16 protein-coding genes are annotated in these 17,258 nt (G+C 65.0%); 4 read left to right on the top strand and 12 right to left on the bottom strand.

Annotation, left to right across the window (positions count from 1 at the left end; translation table 11 throughout):
* The first annotated feature begins 17 nt into the window (after window positions 1–17).
* Window positions 18–590, top strand: coding sequence for a CAP domain-containing protein (locus JJB99_RS18965; protein ID WP_200493865.1), 573 nt, complete (start codon window positions 18–20; stop codon window positions 588–590).
* 44 nt (window positions 591–634) lie between these two features.
* Here the strand turns inward: JJB99_RS18965 and JJB99_RS18960 are convergent, their stop codons facing one another.
* The 4 genes from JJB99_RS18960 to JJB99_RS18945 all read right to left on the bottom strand — a co-directional run bounded on the left by JJB99_RS18960 (window position 635) and on the right by JJB99_RS18945 (window position 5,209).
* Window positions 635–1,966 carry an MFS transporter gene (locus tag JJB99_RS18960; RefSeq protein ID WP_200493864.1) on the bottom strand — a complete coding sequence of 444 codons (1,332 nt, stop codon included), beginning with the start codon at window positions 1,964–1,966 and terminating at the stop codon, window positions 635–637.
* A gap of 41 nt (window positions 1,967–2,007) precedes the next feature.
* Entirely contained in the window at window positions 2,008–2,949 is a 942-nt protein-coding gene (locus JJB99_RS18955; RefSeq protein WP_200493863.1) for a hydroxymethylglutaryl-CoA lyase, read from the bottom strand.
* On the bottom strand, window positions 2,946–4,139 hold the full coding sequence (locus tag JJB99_RS18950) for a CaiB/BaiF CoA transferase family protein (RefSeq protein ID WP_200493862.1): 1,194 nt from the start codon (window positions 4,137–4,139) through the stop codon (window positions 2,946–2,948). The genes JJB99_RS18955 and JJB99_RS18950 overlap by 4 nt, the downstream gene beginning before the upstream one ends.
* 113 nt (window positions 4,140–4,252) lie before the next feature.
* A complete protein-coding gene (locus JJB99_RS18945; RefSeq protein ID WP_200493861.1) occupies window positions 4,253–5,209 on the bottom strand; it encodes a LysR family transcriptional regulator in 957 nt (318 codons plus the stop codon).
* A gap of 203 nt (window positions 5,210–5,412) precedes the next feature.
* Between JJB99_RS18945 and JJB99_RS18940 the strand changes: the two genes are divergently transcribed.
* Window positions 5,413–6,591, top strand: a complete 1,179-nt coding sequence (locus JJB99_RS18940) for an aminotransferase class V-fold PLP-dependent enzyme (protein ID WP_200493860.1) — start codon at window positions 5,413–5,415, stop codon at window positions 6,589–6,591.
* Window positions 6,592–6,599: 8 nt separating this feature from the next.
* Here JJB99_RS18940 and JJB99_RS18935 read toward each other — a convergent pair whose 3' ends face one another.
* Window positions 6,600–7,061 (bottom strand): cupin domain-containing protein, encoded by a 462-nt coding sequence (locus JJB99_RS18935; protein WP_200493859.1) that lies wholly within the window; start codon window positions 7,059–7,061, stop codon window positions 6,600–6,602.
* Window positions 7,062–7,188: 127 nt separating this feature from the next.
* Here JJB99_RS18935 and JJB99_RS18930 point away from each other — a divergent pair, with 127 nt between their 5' ends.
* A complete protein-coding gene (locus tag JJB99_RS18930) occupies window positions 7,189–8,736 on the top strand; it encodes a winged helix-turn-helix domain-containing protein (RefSeq protein WP_200493858.1) in 1,548 nt (515 codons plus the stop codon).
* A gap of 29 nt (window positions 8,737–8,765) precedes the next feature.
* Here the strand turns inward: JJB99_RS18930 and JJB99_RS18925 are convergent, their stop codons facing one another.
* From JJB99_RS18925 to yajC, 6 genes are read right to left on the bottom strand one after another with little or no spacing between them, the layout of a single operon-like run.
* Complete coding sequence (locus tag JJB99_RS18925; protein WP_200493857.1) at window positions 8,766–10,010, bottom strand: threonine ammonia-lyase; 1,245 nt, start codon at window positions 10,008–10,010, stop codon at window positions 8,766–8,768.
* A gap of 45 nt (window positions 10,011–10,055) precedes the next feature.
* Window positions 10,056–10,919, bottom strand: coding sequence for a phytoene/squalene synthase family protein (locus JJB99_RS18920; protein WP_200493856.1), 864 nt, complete (start codon window positions 10,917–10,919; stop codon window positions 10,056–10,058).
* On the bottom strand, window positions 10,916–11,299 hold the full coding sequence (locus tag JJB99_RS18915) for an Mth938-like domain-containing protein (protein WP_200493855.1): 384 nt from the start codon (window positions 11,297–11,299) through the stop codon (window positions 10,916–10,918). The genes JJB99_RS18920 and JJB99_RS18915 overlap by 4 nt, the downstream gene beginning before the upstream one ends.
* A gap of 60 nt (window positions 11,300–11,359) precedes the next feature.
* Window positions 11,360–12,385 (bottom strand): protein translocase subunit SecF, encoded by a 1,026-nt coding sequence (gene secF / locus JJB99_RS18910; RefSeq protein WP_200493854.1) that lies wholly within the window; start codon window positions 12,383–12,385, stop codon window positions 11,360–11,362.
* A 16-nt stretch (window positions 12,386–12,401) separates the two neighbouring features.
* Window positions 12,402–14,006, bottom strand: coding sequence for a protein translocase subunit SecD (gene secD, locus JJB99_RS18905; RefSeq protein ID WP_200493853.1), 1,605 nt, complete (start codon window positions 14,004–14,006; stop codon window positions 12,402–12,404).
* A 59-nt stretch (window positions 14,007–14,065) separates the two neighbouring features.
* Window positions 14,066–14,434, bottom strand: coding sequence for a preprotein translocase subunit YajC (gene yajC, locus JJB99_RS18900; RefSeq protein WP_200493852.1), 369 nt, complete (start codon window positions 14,432–14,434; stop codon window positions 14,066–14,068).
* Window positions 14,435–14,615: 181 nt separating this feature from the next.
* Here yajC and JJB99_RS18895 point away from each other — a divergent pair, with 181 nt between their 5' ends.
* Window positions 14,616–15,599, top strand: a complete 984-nt coding sequence (locus tag JJB99_RS18895) for an ATP-binding protein (RefSeq protein ID WP_200493851.1) — start codon at window positions 14,616–14,618, stop codon at window positions 15,597–15,599.
* A 167-nt stretch (window positions 15,600–15,766) separates the two neighbouring features.
* Here JJB99_RS18895 and JJB99_RS18890 read toward each other — a convergent pair whose 3' ends face one another.
* On the bottom strand, window positions 15,767–17,152 hold the full coding sequence (locus JJB99_RS18890; protein ID WP_200493850.1) for a LysM peptidoglycan-binding domain-containing M23 family metallopeptidase: 1,386 nt from the start codon (window positions 17,150–17,152) through the stop codon (window positions 15,767–15,769).
* Window positions 17,153–17,258 lie beyond the last annotated feature (106 nt).

Raw genomic sequence — 17,258 nt, 5'->3', positions numbered from 1 at the left:
GGTGGGCTTGGCGGGTTATGGGCAGGCGGGGGACGACGACGCATCGTTTGGTTGGCGGGCTGATCGCCGGCTTTCTGCTGCTGGCGGCTGCGCCCGCAATGGCCGAGACCCCGGCCGAGCTGATCTCGAGCTTCCGCCTCAAGCACGGTGAGGTCCGCGTCGTCCGCGACGCTACGCTCGACCGCATTGCCATGGACCAGGCGCGCGCGATGGCGGCCAAGGACGATCTCAGCCACGACGCGCTCGGTCCATTCAACAAGCGCGTCGCGCCCGCGGGCGCGGGCCGCGCTGCCGAGAATATCGCCTACGGCTACGACAATTTCGAGAAGACGCTCGGACAATGGATCGACTCCTCGGGCCACCGCAAGAACCTCTTGCTCCACAACGCCTCCCGCGTCGGCATCGCCAGCGCCAGAAATGCCAGCGGCAAACGCACCTATTGGGTGATGGTGATCGCCGGCGATTATGAGCCGAAGGGCAAAGGCAAGAAGGACAGGGAGCCGCTGGTTGCCGTGAAGCGCGAGATTGCGCCCGCGAGCAAGTCCAAATCCAGCGGCTGCCACATCAAGCTGCTCAGCCTCTGCATCTGAGCCCTCCTGGACGCGAGTCACCCAGGCGCGCCGATTGCCGCAGCCTACCTCGCGGGTTCCGCGACATCCCTGGCCCTCAGGTCACGCGGAAGCACCGTTAGCAGCAGGACTGCGCACAGCACGCACAAGCCGCCGATGACATAGAGCGCCGGCGTCGTGCTGCCGGTCCAGTCCTTCACCGAGCCGACCATGACCGGGCTGACGATGCCGCCGACCTGCCCGAGCGTGTTGATGAGCGCGATCCCGCTCGCCGCGCCGGCGCCGGCGAGAATCTTCGGAGGCAAAGTCCAGAACGTCGGAATGGCCGCGACCACACCTCCACCAAGGATTGCAAGCGCACCAACCAGCGTGACCACGTTCCGGTCGAATGCACCGGAGGCGAAGAAGCCTACCGCCGCAGCCAGGATCAGGCCCGCGACGAACTTCGGGCGCTCGCCCGAGGCATCCGACAATCGCCCGACGACGATCATGCAGACGGCGCCGCAGATGTAAGGTACGGCCGTGAGGAAGCCGATCGCAGCCGCACTGCCGCCGCCGGCCGCCTTGATCAGGTCGGGCGCCCAGAAATTGAGGCCGTAGGACGCGATCTGGATCAGGAAGTAGATGAACCCGAGCAAAAGCACGCCGGGCATCAGAAGCGAACGCCAGGCCGAATGGTCGCCAATCTCTCCCTTCTGGCGATCGAGCTGCACCAAGACCAGGCGTCGCTCGTCATCGCTCAGCCATTCGGCCTGCTCGATCCCGTCGTCGAAGCGCAGCAGCACGATCAAGCCAAGGGCAACGCACGGAATACCGCCGGCCAGGAACAGCCATTGCCAGCCGGCGAGACCATGCAGGCCGTTCAGATAGTTCAGGATGAGGCCGGAGATCGGCGCGCCGATGATCCCTGAGAACGCTGTCGCAAGAAAGAACACGGACGTCATGCGGCCGCGATGCGATTTCGGAAACCAGAGCGTCAGGTAGTAGAGAATGCCGGGCGCAAAGCCGGCCTCCATCGCGCCGATCACGAAGCGCAACGCATAGAACTGCCATTCGCTGTGAACGAAGACCATGGCGGCCGTCGCCAGCCCCCAGGAGATCATGATGCGGGCGATCCAGCGCCGTGCGCCGAAGCGATAGAGCAGCATGTTGCTCGGCACCTCCAGCAGCACATAGCCGACGACGAACAGGCTGGCGCCAAAGCCGTAAGCCGTGTTGCTGAGGCCGAGATCGGCCTGCAACGCGGCCTTGGCGAAGCTGATGTTGACCCGATCGAAGAACGCGAAGAAATAGCAGACGATGATCAGCGGCATCAGCCGCCACGCGATCTTCCTGATCACTTGATGCTCTGTGATCCCGGTATCGAGGTCGGCCGGCGCCGCCGTGGCAATCGTCATGGTTTCCTCCATTTGGCTTTGAGATTTTGCTTGGCGGCCGCTCAGGCAGAACGCCGCAGTCGTTCGGGTATGGGATGCAGATCGAGGGGGCGACCGGCCTTGGCGACCTGCCCCGGCACCTCATGTCCAACCAGTCCGGGCAATCGGAACGACAGATCGATCAAGCGCTGCAGGTCGAGACCGGTCCGCAAGCCAATCTCATGGCAGAGATTGACGAGGTCTTCGGTACAGACGTTGCCGGTGGCGCCCGGCGCAAATGGACAGCCGCCAAGGCCGCCGAGTGCTGCATCGAAGCGGCGCGCTCCTGTGTCGTAGGCCGCGAGCACGTTGACCAATCCGAGACCGCGCGTGTTGTGAAAGTGAAGCGTGAGCATATCGGCAGGCACGAGCATCAGGCCCTCGTCCACCAGTTGCGAGACCTGCTTGGGATTGGCCATGCCCGTCGTATCGGCAAGCGTGACGCCGTCGACCCCAAGGTCGAGATAGCGCCTGACGATGTCGAGAACCTTCTCGAACGGCTGCACGCCCTCGAACGGGCAGCCGAACGCGGTCGCGATGGTGGCGTTGACCAAGGCGCCACCGGCATGGGCCGGCTCCACGATCTCGCCGAGCGACGCGAGCGACTGCGCGTGCGTCATGTTCATGTTGGCACGATTGTGCGTTTCGCTCGCCGACATCACGAAATTGAGTTCGTCAGCGCGCGCCGCCAGCGCCAGCTCGGCGCCCTTTCGGTTCGGGACGAGCGCCGCATAGATCGTGCCGGGACGTCGCTCGATGCCGGCGAAGACGTCCGCCGCGTCGCGCAGCGACGGGACCGCCGCCGACGACACGAACGATGAGACCTCGATGCGGCCGAACCCGATCGCGGACAGCGAATTGATCAGCCGGACCTTGTCGCTGGTTTCAACCCATTTCGCTTCGATCTGGAGGCCGTCGCGCGGGGCAACCTCCTGGATCATGATATCGGGCGGCGTTGCCGTCATTGCACCGCTCCGCTTCGGCGCAGCTGCGCGATATCTCCAGCCTGCAGGCCGAGGTCCCTCAGCACCTCATCAGTGTGCTGTCCCAGCGTCGGGCCCGGCCATTTGACGACGCCGGGCGTGTCGGAGAGCTTTGGCGCGATGCCCGGCATCTTCACGGTGACGTCGCCCGGCAGCTCGGTCGACAGGATCATGTCGCGGGCGGCGTAATGGGGATCGTCGACGATATCGGCGACCGAATAGATCCGGCCCGCGGGAACATCAGCCGCATCGAGGCGCTCGAGGATCTCGTCCATCGTCCGCTCCGAGGTCCAGCCGGCGATGGCGGCATCGAGCATGGCGTTGCAGCGGACCCGTCCGTCATTGCTTGCGAGCGCCGGATCGTCTGCAAGATCCAGACGGCCGACCACCTGCATCAGCCGCTTGAAGATCGCATCGCTATTGCCGGCGATGACGACGTGGCGACCGTCCGAGCTCGGGTACGTATTGGAGGGACTGATGCCCGGCAGCGCCCCGCCGGTGCGAGTCCTGACATGCCCCATGAGATCGTATTCGGGGACCAGGCTCTCCATCAGGTTGAACACGCTCTCATAGAGCGAGACGTCGACGACCTGCCCGCGGCCCTGCCCCGTCTTGACCCGCAGCAGCGACATCAGCGCGCCGATCACACCATGGAGCGAGGCAAGACTGTCGCCGATGCTGATGCCGACGCGCGCCGGCGGGCTGTCCGGATCGCCCGTGGTGAAGCGCAACCCGCCCATGGCCTCGCCGATCGCACCGAACCCGGAGCGGTCGCGATAGGGGCCGGTCTGGCCGTAACCGGAGATGCGCACCAGTGTCAGGTCCGGGTTGAGCTTCGACAGCACGTCCCAGCCGAGGCCAAGCTTCTCGAGACTGCCCGGCTTGAAATTCTCGATCACAACATCGGCTTGTGCCGCGAGGCGAAGGGCCACGTCGCGACCATCAGGCGATTTCAAATCGATCGCGATCGATTTCTTGTTGCGCGATTGCAGGTACCACCAGAGCGAGGTGCCCTGATGCAGCTTGCGCCACCTGCGCAAGGGATCGCCGCTGCCAGGCTGCTCGATCTTGATGACTTCGGCGCCGAACTCGGCGAACAGCCGTGCCGCAAAGGGCGCCGCAATCAAAGTTCCGAGTTCAACGACCCGTATTCCCGATAGTGGTCCGTCCACGTCCGGCGCTCCTCGATCTTGTTTGATCGTGGTGTCGCCGAGTGCAGGGTGTTAAGTCCAATATCCTTTGATGAACACGCGTTCGCGGATGACGAACGAGGCCGAGGGCAGCGTCAATGTGGTCTGCCAAGCGATCGCAGATGGTCGAGCATCAGCTGGCTCGTCGCCGACAACCCTGCCCGATCTCTCGCGACCAGCACCAGCTCGCGATCGGCCCAGTCATCCGTCAATTCGATAGCGGTCAGGTTCATGCCGTGACTGAGGACCTCGAACGCACGGTCGGGAATGAGGCCGATGCCCATCCCGGCCTGCACCATCCTGCACACGGCATCGAAACCAGGAACGTGAACCCGCAGCCGGATCGACTTGCCGATCTGCTGCGCCGTGTATTGCGAGCGCAGATAGATCGAGCTCGTCGCAAACAGGCCGATATGGTCGTAGTCGAGCGTATCGGCGAAGGACAGGTCCGTCGCCCGAGCTAGCGGATGGTCGGACCGCACCACGATGACGAGGCGGTCCCGCCGATAGGAAAACCGATCCAGACCGCGCGTCGACACGTCGGCCGAGCAGATGCCGATTTGGGCCACGCCCTCCTCCACGCCGCGAACGACATCGGCGCTGGGACGCTCCTGCAGATCAAGGCGCACCAGTTCGTGCGAGCGGAAGAAGCCGGGCAGATCGTCGGGGAGGAACTCGACGATCGACGACAGATTGGCCAACATGCGTACATGACCGCGCACGCCGCGCGCATGCTCGGCCATGTCGACTGCGATCTTCTCGACATTGAGCAGCGTCACGCGCGCATGATGCAGCAGCGACTCGCCGGCCGGCGTCAGCGCCATGCCGTTCGGGTGCCGCTCGAACAAGGCGACCTCGAGCAGCTCCTCGAGATCATGCATGCGCTTGCTGACGGCGGAGGGCGCGATCGCTTCGCGCTGCGAGGCGCGCGTCAAATTGCCTTCTTCACAGATTGCGATGAACAGCCTGAGGGTCGTGAGGTCGATCCGTCGCGTGATGTCGGTCCTGGGCGCTCCGCTCGCCGAGCGTGATATCTGCGTTTTCTCTTGCATGGCCGGTTTTCCGATCCTCCGAGGATACCGCGTTCGGAGTCGCCGGTTTTCTCAAAGCTTAGGCCGATAACCCGCCGTATTGGAATTAGATACCAAGATCGAGCAATAATCCGCCATTCTATTCCAAGCGACCCACAAGCTTGCTCGTACGCGTCATCACGCCTAATTCATAGGACCGGGACAGCGGATGCGGAGACCAGTACGTGATCGACATCGACAGGATACGCGCCGACACGCCCGCCGCTTCCCGGCTCGCATATCTCCACAACGCCGGCGCAGCCCTCATGCCGACGGCCGTCGTCGCGGCGATGAAGCAGCATATCGATCTGGAGAGCGAGATCGGAGGCTATGCCGCCGCCGACCGCGAGGCCGATCGGCTCGACGCCGTGTACGGCTCGGTAGCCCGACTGCTGAATGCCGCGCCCGACGAGATTGCGCTGGTAGAGAACGCCACGGTCGCCTGGCAGATGGCGTTCTACGCGCTTGCGTTCCGCGAGGGCGACCGGATCCTGACTGCCGAGGCGGAATACGCCGCCAATTACGTCGCATTCCTTCAGGTCGCGAGACGCACCGGCGCGATCATCGACATCGTGCCGAGCGATGCCACCGGCGAGCTCGACGTCCGCGCGCTCGAACGCATGATCGATGCGCGCGTAAAGCTGATAGCGATCACCTGGGTGCCGACCAATGGCGGGCTGGTCAATCCCGCAGCGGCGATCGGCAAGATCGCCCGGGCGCACGGCATCCCTTATCTGCTCGACGCCTGCCAGGCCGTCGGCCAAATGGAGGTCGACGTCGAAGCCATCCGCTGTGACATGCTGTCGGCGACCGGGCGTAAATTCCTGCGCGGCCCGCGCGGCACCGGCTTTCTCTACGTTCGCGGGCCGCTGCTGCAACGCCTCGAGCCGCCGATGATCGACCACTTCGCGGCGCCTTGGGTCGCACGAGATGAATACCGGCTTCGGGACGATGCGCGCCGTTTCGAGACCTGGGAGAACAATTATGCGGCCCGGCTGGGGCTGGGCGCTGCAGTGGACTATGCGCTCGACATCGGTCTTGGCCCGATCGAACAGCGCTGCCGCATGCTCGCCGATCGCTTGCGTGCCGGCCTTGCATCCATTCGCGGCGTCGAAATTCGCGACCTCGGACGCACGCCGGGCGCGATCGTCAGCTTCACGATGGAGGAGCATGACGCCGATGCGATCGTCCGCAGCGCCGCGGCAGCCGGCATCACGATCGGCGCTTCGGACCCTGCGAGCACCCGCATCGATGCCGAAATCCGCGCCCTGCCGCCGGTCGTGCGGGCGTCCCCGCATTGTTACAACACGGAAGCCGAGATCGATCGGCTGATCGACCACCTCACGGGTTTGGCCAGGCGATAGCGCGAACTTCAAACCGTGGTCGTCAGCGCCGACAGCTGATCAGTATCGAAGCGGGCGCGCAATTCGCTGATGGCTTTCGCATCCGGCGGTCCGCTGGCGGTCAGCCTGGCGAGCTCCTCGAAGTAACGTTCGTGCCCCGGCGGAGACACCGTCATGAGCACGCGGGCTGTTTTTTCGCTGACATTGGTGATGTTGTGGGGCACCCCCGGCGGAATGAAGAGGTACGTCCCCGGTGTGGCGCGGACGACTTCGTCGCCGACATGCCATTCGCACTCGCCTTTCAGCATGTAAAAAGTCTCTTCCTGCACGCGGTGAACGTGCCGGCCGGTGGCAAACCCTGCCGGGATCGTCCAGTCGAACATGCTGGTATGCTCGGTGTCCTCGCCGGTCACGAGAAAGGCCATCGGGTGGCCGCGGAGCATGACCCCTTTGGTGTCGCCGGGCCTGCGGATAATTGGTTTCGCGCTCATGTGAACCTCCAAAGCTCGCTGCGGCTTCCCTTGAAAACCGCGCCATGGTGATCCGGCTGCGGCGGAAAGTCGCGAAGCCGTTCGGAAAATGTTGCAAAAACGCTGCGAAATGTGCCCTTCTTAGGCTATGGCCGCGATCCTTGAATTTGGTCCATTCCGGCTCGACGCTGACGCGGGGATTCTTTTCGGTGGGGCCGAGCCGACCCCGCTCGGCCAGCGCGCAGTGCTGCTTCTCGCCCTGCTGGTGCGGCGGGCCGGCGCGCCGGTTTCCAAGGATGAGCTGATCGAGGCGGCGTGGCCCAACCAAACGGTCGAAGACAGCAACCTGACCGTTCAGATCGCAGCTGTACGGCGCATGCTGGCGGATATCTCGGGAGAGGCCCACTGGATCGAGACCCTGCCGCGACGTGGCTATCGCTATATCGGTCCGTCCGTGAGGATGCTGGATCACGCATCGGCCGCCTCAGAAGCGCAACGGCTGACGCTGCCCGAGAAGCCATCGGTCGCAGTGCTGCCCTTTTCAAATCTGAGCAGCGATGCGGCGCAGGACTACTTCGCCGACGGCATGGTCGACGACATCGTCACCGGCCTGTCGCGCATCAAATGGCTGTTCGTGATCGCACGGAATTCGACATTCGCCTATAAGGGCCGCGTGGTCGACGTGAAGCAAGTCGGCCGAGAGCTCGGCGTGCGGTACGTGTTGGAAGGCAGCGTCCGGAAGACCGGCACGACCGTGCGCATCACAGGTCAGCTGATCGACGCTTCGACCGGCGTGCATCTATGGGCCGAGCGCTACGACCGCCGTTCCGACGATATTTTCGCCCTCCAGGACGACATCGCGATGTCGGTCGTCGGCGCCATCGCGCCGAGCCTGCGGCGCGCCGAGCTCAACAGGGTCAGGCGCAAGCGGCCTGACAGCCTCGATGCCTATGACCTCGCCCTGCGTGCCCAGCCGGATGTCGATTCCGGCATGCCGGAACAGGTCACACAGGCGCTGGTGCTGCTCGAACGTTCGATCGCGCTCGAACCTGACTATGCGCTGGCTCACGGCAACGCTGCGATGTGCCATCATTGCCTGTTCCTGCGCGCCGGTTTGCAGGAGACCAATCGTACGGCGTCCATCCGCCACGCACGATCCGCCATCGCCCACGGGCAGGATGACGCGGTCGCCCTCACCCTGGCCGGATTTTCGATCGGCATGGATGGGCATGATCGCGCAGCGGCCTTTACTGCACTTGACGCCGCGCTCGCGATCAGCCCCTCATCGGCGCTGACCTATATCCTTGGCAGTGTCATGCTCGGCTGGGGTGGCGATGCCGACCGCGCGATCGAATGGAGCGAAAAGGGCATGCGGCTCAGCCCGTTCGATTCCTGGGCTTTCGCAGCGTTCGACGCGCAGGCTCTGGGGCACTTCCATCGTGGGCGGTATGAGGCGGCCTGTCACGCCGCCTACCGCGCGGTCCAGGCCAATCCCCGCCACAGCATTACCCATGTGCAATTGGCCGCGGCTCTGGCAAGGCTCGGACGCTTGCAGGAAGCGAAGGCGGCGGCTGCGCGTGTGCTGGAGTTGCACCCGACCTTTCGCTATGGCCGCCAGTTTGCGGGCGTCAATTGTGACCCAGCGCTCGCTTCATCCCTTGGCGACGCACTTCGTATTGCGGGTCTGCCGGAGTAGCGATCGCGTCGGATGTCGCGATGCGACGTTCACGTGCAGCGTGCGCTCAGTCCAGAGGCCCCGAGCCTGGCCATGACCTCGTCGAGATGCGCGGCATCGCGGGTCTCGATCACGAGTTGCAGCAGCGTCGCCTTGGCCGGCAGATCGGAGAAGGTCCGCTGGTGCGAGACCTCGATGATGTTGGCCCCGGCCTCGGCCAGCAGGGCCGCCACGGCTGCCAATTGCCCGGGCCGGTCCGGAATATCGAGTGATAATTGGGTTAGCCGCCCCTCGCGGGCCAGCTCCCGCGTCAGGACCGAAGCGATCAGTCGCGTGTCGATATTGCCGCCGCTCAGCACCAGGCCGACCTTCTGGCCTTCGAAGCGGGACGGATCGGACATCAGCGCGGCAAGGCCGGCGGCGCCGGCGCCCTCGACGACGGTCTTCTCGATCGAGATCAGGGTCGCGACCGCGCGCTCGAGCTCGGCTTCGTTGACGAGCGCAATGTCGTCGACGAGGTGGCGGACGATCTCGGTGGTGATCTTGCCCGGCGATTTCACCGCGATGCCTTCGGCGAGCGTGTCACCGCGCGCCGGCAGATTGCCGTCGTGGATGGCGTTGTACATCGAGGGGTAGAGCCAGGCTTCGACGCCAAGAATCCGCAGCGACGGCTTGATTGATTTGGCGGCAATGGCGATGCCGCTGATCAGCCCGCCGCCGCCGATCGGGACGACCAGCGTGTCGAGCTCCGGCACGGCCTTGAGCATCTCCAGCCCCACCGTCCCCTGTCCGGCGATGACAAGCGGATCGTCGTAAGGATGGACGAAGATCATGCCACGGGCTTCGCCATGGTTGCGCGCGAACGCCGCAGCCTCCTCCAGCGTCGCGCCCGTCACCACCACTTCGGCGCCGTGGTGCCTGGTGTTCTCGACCTTCACCATCGGCGTGCCCACGGGCATGACGATGGTGGCGGGAATGCCGAGCCGCCTCGCGTGATAGGCAACGCCCTGTGCGTGGTTGCCCGCGGACATCGCGATGACGCCACGCGCGCGCTCTCCTGGCGTCAGCGCGGTGAGCCGGTTGAGGGCGCCGCGCTCCTTGAACGAGGAGGTGAACTGGAGGTTCTCGAATTTCAGCCAGACGTCGCAGCCACAGATGCTGCTCAGCGTCCGGCTGTAGTTGCATGGCGTCTCGACGACAGCGCCGCGGATGGTCTCGGCGGCGGCGTGAATGTCTTCAGGTGCGACCGGAAAGCCGCCGGGATCGACAGACTTGCTTTGGGACAACTCGGCCATGGGACAGCATAGAGCATTTGGCCGGCTCAGGCGATATGCCACCCGCTATTTGGTAAATTCCCGGGAACGTGAAGCGCGCCACAGCGTCCACAGCGCGCGCAGCCGCGAGATCGGCTGCGGGGCGAATGGATTGCGGCCGGGCTGCGACAGGCGCTTGAGATCGGCCCGTACCTGTCCCAGCGGCAGAAAGGCCGCGCGGGCCGCGGCCGGCACCTTCCTCAGCAACGAGAGCGCTGTCGCCAAATGCTGCTGCGCCTCGCCCACGATCTGCTCCAGCGCGGCGCGCAGGTTCGGCGTCTCCTTGCCGGCGAACACGTCCTCCATGCTGCAATTGTGGCGCGCCAGCACCTGCTGCGGCAGGAACAATTGCCGGTGCGCGGCGTCTCGCGGCAGGTTGACGATGACCTGGACCATGCCCTGCGCCAATCCGGCATGCCGGGCGAGATGCTCGGTCGCGTCCGAAGGTGGCGCCATGATGCGGGCTGCGAGCGCGAACAGCGCCGATGAGGTCGCCGCCAGATAGCCTTCCAGGGCCGCCATGGTCGGCATTGGATCGTTGTAGAGGTCGAACTGATGCTCATCGACGAGCAGCGACAGCGGTTCGACCGGCAGGTCGAAATCGCGGATCGCGCGGAGCAGCTCCGCCGCCACCGGGTTGCCCTCGGCGCTGCCATGGACATGGCCCGCGAGCAGATCGGTCCACCACTGAAAGCGGATCTCACCGGGCAACGGCTGGCTCACCTGGTCGCGGACGCGGACGATCTCGACATTGAAGGCGTAGAGCGCCAATAGCGCGCGGCGCTCGGCGGCAGGCGCGAACAACGTCGCCGCATAGTGCGGAAAGTCGTGGCTACGCACGAGGTCGGCGCAGAAGGTAACGGTGTCGGGCGGCGGCGCGGCGCTGCTCATGGCACGGCGATCAGCGCAGCCGCGACGCGCCGCCGTTCGCCGATCATGATGTTGTAGGTGCGCACGGCGGGGCCGGTCTGCATCGTGTCCAGCACCACCCTCACCGCTTTCAGCGCCTGGCGCAGGGCGGGCGGCGGCAGCCAGAGCCCGGTTCCGGTGCCGATCAGCAGCGTGTCGATGCTGTTGGCGGCCGTGAACACGCGGTCCAGCGAATAGCGGTCGATCTGCGCAGGGTCGGTCACATCCCAGGCCCAGATCGCGTCGGGCAGGCAGAGCAGCGAGCCGCGGTGCGACATGCCGGCAAAGGCAAAACCGCCCTTGCCATAGGCCTCGATCGGCGCCGAGCGCGGAAAATGCGGAGCGTTGGGATCGCCGGCCATGAGCCTCGTCCGAATGGGCTGACTACCCCCGCAAACGCGTGCGAGGGCATAGGGTTCGGATCATGCCTTGGTTTTCTTCGCCGGCGTGGCCGTCTCGGGCGCATCCTCGCGATGTTCGCCGACGCCGAGATAGATCAGGATCGGGGCCGCGATGAAGATCGAGGTGTAGGTGCCGACCAGCACCACGCCGAACATCATCACCGCGGTGAAGCTGTGGATCGCATGGCCGCCGAACAGCAGCAGGGCCAGCAGCGCCAGCGTCACCGTGAAGTGGGTGATGATGGAGCGCGACAGCGTCGAGTTGATGGACTCGTTGAGCAGCTGCGGCATCGGCATCTTCTTGTAGCGGCGCAGCATCTCGCGGATACGGTCGTAGATGACGACGGTGTCGTTGAGCGAATAGCCGAGAATGGTGAGCAGCGCCGCGATGCTGGTCAGGTCGAAATCGACCTGGCTGATCGACATGAAACCGATCGTCAGCACGATGTCGTGCACGTTGGCGATCATGGCGCCGAGCGCGAACTGCCACTCGAAGCGGAACCAGAGGTAGAGCAGGATCGCGCCGATCGCGAGCATCAGGCCGGCCATGCCCCAACCCAGCAGCTCGCCGGAGACCCGCGGGCCCACCACCTCGACGCGGCGATACTCCACGGACTCGCCGAGGGCGCCGCGAACTTTGTCGACGGCTGCCTGCTGCGCCTTGTCGCCGCCCGGCTGCTCAGCAACGCGGAGAAGCACGTCGGCGGGGCCGCCGAATTGCTGCAGCTGGACTTCGCCGAGACCGAGGCTGCCAAGGCTCGTGCGCATCTGCGCAAGATCGGCGGAGCCTGACTTGGCGCGTACCTCCATCAAGGTGCCGCCCTTGAAGTCGATGCCGAAGTTCAGGCCGTGCGTGAAGAACAGCGTGATGGCGACGATCGACAGCACAGCCGACATCGGGAAGCTGATGCGGCGGAAGCGCGTGAAGTCGAAATGCGTATTGTCCGGGACGATGCGCAGCGACGGCAGGAGGCCAAGCACGCTGACCACGGTCAGCACGGCAATCAGGACGCCGAGAGAAGTGAGAACGAGTTGAGTAGTGGTCACAGCCGGCCTCGAATTGTCAAATCGGCACAGTCTTCGGCCGCTTCCACTGCACCCACCATGCCACGATCAGGCGAGTCATGGTGAAGGCGGTGAAGACCGTCGTGATGATGCCGATGCCGAGCGTCACTGCGAAGCCGCGCACCGGACCGGTGCCGATCATGAACAGCACTGCAGCGGCGATGAATGTGGTGATGTTGGAGTCGAGAATGGTGGCAAGCGCCCGGGTGAAGCCTGCGTCGATCGCCGAGATCGGGCTTCTGCCGCCGCGCAACTCCTCGCGGATGCGCTCATAGATCAGCACGTTGGAGTCGACCGCGATACCGACCGTCAGCACGATGCCGGCGATGCCGGGCAGCGTCAGTGTGGCGCTGAGCAGCGACAACAGGCCGAAGATCATTGCGACGTTGATACAGACGGCGATGTTGGCGAATACGCCGAACAGCCGGTATGTCAACAGCATGAACACAACGACCAGGATCGAGCCGACATAGGCGGCGAGCTCGCCCTTCTCGATCGAGTCCTGGCCGAGGCCCGGACCGACCGTGCGCTCTTCCACGACCGTCAGGGGCGCCGGCAGCGCGCCGGCGCGCAAGAGGATTGCGAGGTCGTTGGCCGACTGCACGGTGAAACTGCCGGAGATCTGGCCCTGACCGCCGGTGATCGGTTCGCGGATGACCGGCGCCGAGATCACCTTGTTGTCGAGTACGATCGCGAAGGGCAGCCCGACATTCTCCTGCGTCGCCTGCGCGAACTTGCGCGCTCCCGAGGTGTTGAACTGAAAGCTGACGACCGGCTCATTGGTACGCTGGTCGAAGGTCGCTTGGGCGTTCTTCAGGTCGCCGCCCGCAACCAGCACCTGCTTCTTCACGACGTAGCCGGGCGGCGGAGGATTGGCGGCCGCCAGGAACTCGGACTCCGGCGGAATCCTGCCCTGCTGCGCCTGGTCCGGCGGCACCGAGGGATCGACCATGCGGAATTCCATCTTCGCGGTCTTGCCCAGCAATTCCTTCAAGTGGGTGGGATCCTGCAAACCCGGCACCTGCACCAGGATGCGGTCGTTACCCTGACGCTGGATGATGGGTTCGACGGTGCCGAGCTCGTTGACGCGCTTCTCGACGATCTGGATCGATTGCTCGATGGTCTTGCGCATGCGATCGAGCATCGCGGCCTCCGGAATACTGAGGCGGATCAATCCGCCACCGGCGTCGACGACTTCAAGGTCGCGCTGTCCGCCGGACCCCATCAGGCCGCCAATCGGCTGGGCCAACTCGCGCAGCTTGGCAAGCGCAGGCTGAAGATCGGTGTCCTTGGTGATGCGAACTTCGGCCGCGTCGTTGCGTACCGTCACGCCGCCGGTGAAGCCGATCTTGGCCTCGCGCAGCACGCGACGGACGTCGTCCCGGATCTGCTCCAGCCGCTCCTTTTTCACATATGCGGAATCGACTTCAAGCTGCAGAGAGGAGCCGCCCTGCAAATCGAGACCCAACACGAGCCGGCGCTGCGCCCAGGCGGGCCAGGTCTTGACCTGCGCCTCGGGGAAGAAGTTCGGGACCGCGCAGAGGCACACGATCAGCGCTGTCAGGATAATCCCGAGCGCCCTCCACCGCGTGAAATACAACATCGACTGGACCTGTCAGATCAGGAGCTTGCAGCAAACTTAGGAAACTCGCGGGAAAGCGCTCACTTCGCCGCGGTGTCGTCCTTGGCGGCTTCCTTCGCGCTTTCCTTGGCCGGCTCGCCCTTGGCACGCACGCCGGAGATCATCTGGCGCATCTGCCGCACGCGCACGCCATCGGATATCTCGAATTCGATCTGGTCGTCGTCGACGACCTTGGTGACCTTGCCGACAAGGCCGCCCGAGGTCACGACGGTGTCGCCGCGGCGGATGTTCTTCACGAGATCGGCGTGGTCTTTCACCTTCTTCTGCTGCGGACGCAGAATCAGGAAGTACATGATCACGAAGATCAGGGCGAACGGCAGCAGCGACATCAACATGCTGTTGGTGTCGCCGGCGCCCGCAGCCTGGGCATACGCAGGGGTAATCAGCATTCGGACGATCCTCGTGAGAACGGGGGACAGCCGGTCAGGCCCTCAAAGGCGACCGGTTCGGTCAAATTCGCGCGGACTATAGCGGCCACCGCCCCAATTGCAACGCTGCCAGACCGCCCTTTTGGCCACCTTGCAGCGCGCCGTCAGGCCCGATAAGGCTGCGTTCTCAGGAACTTCAGATATGCCCAAAAAACCAAGCAAAAGCCCGGCCGGCAAAGGCCCCCACACCCCTGCCCGCAAGCCCGCCCGCATCGCGGCAAATCGCCCCAAGGCTGAGCTCAAGGCAGCCCCGGCCGACCTCTCCCAGGAGCGCATTGTCCGCGCACTGGAGACCATTGCGGCGCATCTCGCCGCCCAGCGCAAGCCCGCCGTCATCCCAGAGGCGTTCGAACGGGCGGACGCCTATGTCTGGCATCCCGACGGCCGACTCTCGGCGGTGCCACGGGTCAGCCGGGTCGAGCTGTTCCTGCTGAAGGGCGTCGACAGGATGCGCGACATCCTGATGGAGAACACCGAGCGCTTCGCCAATGGGCTGCCCGCCAACAACGCCCTGCTCTGGGGCGCGCGCGGCATGGGTAAGTCGTCGCTGGTGAAGGCCGCGCATGCCAGCATCAATGCGGAGCGCAAGCCGGCGGACAGGTTGAAGCTGATCGAGATCCATCGCGAGGACATCGAGAGCCTGCCCGCGCTGATGGAGCGCTTACGCGCCTCCTCCTTCCGCTTCATCGTGTTCTGCGACGATCTCTCCTTCGACGGCAATGATGCGTCGTACAAGTCACTCAAGGCCGTGCTCGAAGGCGGCATCGAGGGCCGGCCCGAGAACGTCATCCTCTACGCCACCTCGAACCGCCGCCATCTGCTGGCGCGTGAGATGATCGAGAACGAACGCTCGACCGCGATCAATCCCGGCGAAGCCGTCGAGGAGAAGGTGTCGCTGTCGGATCGCTTCGGCCTGTGGCTTGGCTTCCACCGTTGCAGCCAGGACGAATACCTCGCCATGGTGCGCGGCTATTGCAGTCATTTCGGCATTAACGTCGACGACGAGGCGCTGGAGCGCGAGGCGCTGGAATGGTCGACCACACGCGGCTCGCGCTCGGGCCGTGTCGCCTGGCAGTTCGTGCAGGAGCTGGCGGGACGAATGGGTGTGAAGCTGACGGTGGCGTAGCCGGAGTTATAGCCCAACCCACAACTGTCATTCCCCGCGAAAGCGGGGAATCCAGTATTCCAGAGACAGTTGTGATCGATCGAGAGGCCGCGGCGTACTGGATCGCCCGCTTTCGCGGGCGATGACAGTGTGCTTGTGGCGATTGCGTGTCCTACTCTGCGTAGGCCTTACGCCCCGTTCAGGAATTGAAGCGGGTCAACCGGGCTCGATCCCTTACGGATCTCGAAGTGGAGCTGCGGCGACGCCACCTCCCCGGATTGACCCGACTTGGCAATGACCTGACCGCGCTTGATGGTATCGCCGCGCTTCACCAACAGCTCACTCGCATGGGCATATGCGGTGACGTAGCCATTGGAGTGCCGAACCAGGACCAGATTGCCGTAACCTTTCAGCTCGTTGCCGGAATAGGCGACGACGCCGTCTTCGGCCGCCTTGACCGGCGTCCCCTCGGGCACCGCGAGATTGATGCCGTCGTTGGACTTGCCGTTGGTCTTGGCGCCGTAGCTCGTGACCACCTTGCCGCGCACCGGCCAGCGGAAGGTCGGCAGCGCACTGGTGGTCTCGGCGGCTTTCGCCGGAGCCTCCGCAGGCTTCTCTTCGACATTGGCTGTGGCCTGGGCGAGGCGCGCGCTCTGCACCGGCGCGGCGGCGGCCGCCATCTTGGTTGCCTGCGCCGGAGCCGCCGCGACCGGCTGGAACGTCCCCGCAACCGGAGCGGCCGCGACCGGAGCCGCAGCAGCCGACGCCGCAATAGCGGCGGTCTTGGCACCGGGCACGATCAGCTTGGTGCCGAGCTTGAGCTTGGCCGACGGCTCGATGCCGTTGGCCCGGGCAAGCTCGGCCGCCGAGATGTGGTTCTTGCGGGCGATGCTGACGAGCGTGTCGCCGCGGTTGACGAAGTGGGAGCTCGATGGCGCAGCCATGACTGCAACCGGCTTCGCAGCAGGCGCTGCGGCGACGGGCGCCATCACCGGGGCCGGCGCTGCGGCCGTGGCCGGATGCGGAATGATCAGCTGCTGGCCGGGCGAAAGCGCGCGCGGGCCCTTGTAGCCGTTGGCGGCGAGGATCGCCTGCGGCGTCACGTGATAGCGCTTGGCGAGCACGTCGAGCGTGTCGCTGGTGCCGACGATGATCTTGGTCCCGCCGGCGGGCTGGGCGGCCGCGACCGAGCGCGGCGGCACGGTGGCCGTGGTCTCGAGGTGCGGCTGCGTCGGGGGTGCATAGGAGCTGACGCCGCGACCGCCTCCGGACACGCCACCACCAGCCGCAACGGGATAGGATTGCGGCGCGGACACCGCGGGCGGCGGCAAGGGCTGCGACTGGTAAGAGCCGGGCTGGGTCTGCGGCCGCGCATATTGCGGCAGCTCGCGCTGCGGCGGCGGGGCCTGCTGCACCGAACCGGTCTGCTCAGACGCGAAGGGATTGGAGAAATTCGATTGGGACAGCCGCGACGACATGTCGGCGCTGCACCCCGCAAAGCTGAAGGAGATCAGCGCCAGCACCGCGACCTGCGGCACGCGGCGCGAGTAAAGCAACTCGGCGACGACAGACATGGTTACTCACTCGTACGCAACAGAACTGGTCTTTTAAGTAAACACGCGCCGAGTAAATAACGGCTTAACCCTCCCAATAAGATGTTGGCAGCACAGCCAATCCGGG

The organism is Bradyrhizobium diazoefficiens (assembly GCF_016616235.1).
GTDB lineage: Bacteria > Pseudomonadota > Alphaproteobacteria > Rhizobiales > Xanthobacteraceae > Bradyrhizobium > Bradyrhizobium diazoefficiens_H.
Note: the sequence above shows the minus strand (reverse complement) of the source record. Positions and strands in the feature narration are given on the sequence as shown.

Excerpts from the sequence above, each read along its gene's own strand:
- JJB99_RS18965 (WP_200493865.1), top strand. The coding sequence starts at position 18 with ATGGGCAGGCGGGGGACGACGACGCATCGTTTGGTTGGCGGGCTGATC.
- JJB99_RS18960 (WP_200493864.1), bottom strand. The coding sequence starts at position 1,966 with ATGACGATTGCCACGGCGGCGCCGGCCGACCTCGATACCGGGATCACA.
- JJB99_RS18955 (WP_200493863.1), bottom strand. The coding sequence starts at position 2,949 with ATGACGGCAACGCCGCCCGATATCATGATCCAGGAGGTTGCCCCGCGC.
- JJB99_RS18945 (WP_200493861.1), bottom strand. The coding sequence starts at position 5,209 with ATGCAAGAGAAAACGCAGATATCACGCTCGGCGAGCGGAGCGCCCAGG.
- JJB99_RS18935 (WP_200493859.1), bottom strand. The coding sequence starts at position 7,061 with ATGAGCGCGAAACCAATTATCCGCAGGCCCGGCGACACCAAAGGGGTC.
- JJB99_RS18930 (WP_200493858.1), top strand. The coding sequence starts at position 7,189 with ATGGCCGCGATCCTTGAATTTGGTCCATTCCGGCTCGACGCTGACGCG.
- JJB99_RS18925 (WP_200493857.1), bottom strand. The coding sequence starts at position 10,010 with ATGGCCGAGTTGTCCCAAAGCAAGTCTGTCGATCCCGGCGGCTTTCCG.
- JJB99_RS18920 (WP_200493856.1), bottom strand. The coding sequence starts at position 10,919 with ATGAGCAGCGCCGCGCCGCCGCCCGACACCGTTACCTTCTGCGCCGAC.
- JJB99_RS18915 (WP_200493855.1), bottom strand. The coding sequence starts at position 11,299 with ATGGCCGGCGATCCCAACGCTCCGCATTTTCCGCGCTCGGCGCCGATC.
- secD (WP_200493853.1), bottom strand. The coding sequence starts at position 14,006 with ATGTTGTATTTCACGCGGTGGAGGGCGCTCGGGATTATCCTGACAGCG.
- yajC (WP_200493852.1), bottom strand. The coding sequence starts at position 14,434 with ATGCTGATTACCCCTGCGTATGCCCAGGCTGCGGGCGCCGGCGACACC.
- JJB99_RS18895 (WP_200493851.1), top strand. The coding sequence starts at position 14,616 with ATGCCCAAAAAACCAAGCAAAAGCCCGGCCGGCAAAGGCCCCCACACC.
- JJB99_RS18890 (WP_200493850.1), bottom strand. The coding sequence starts at position 17,152 with ATGTCTGTCGTCGCCGAGTTGCTTTACTCGCGCCGCGTGCCGCAGGTC.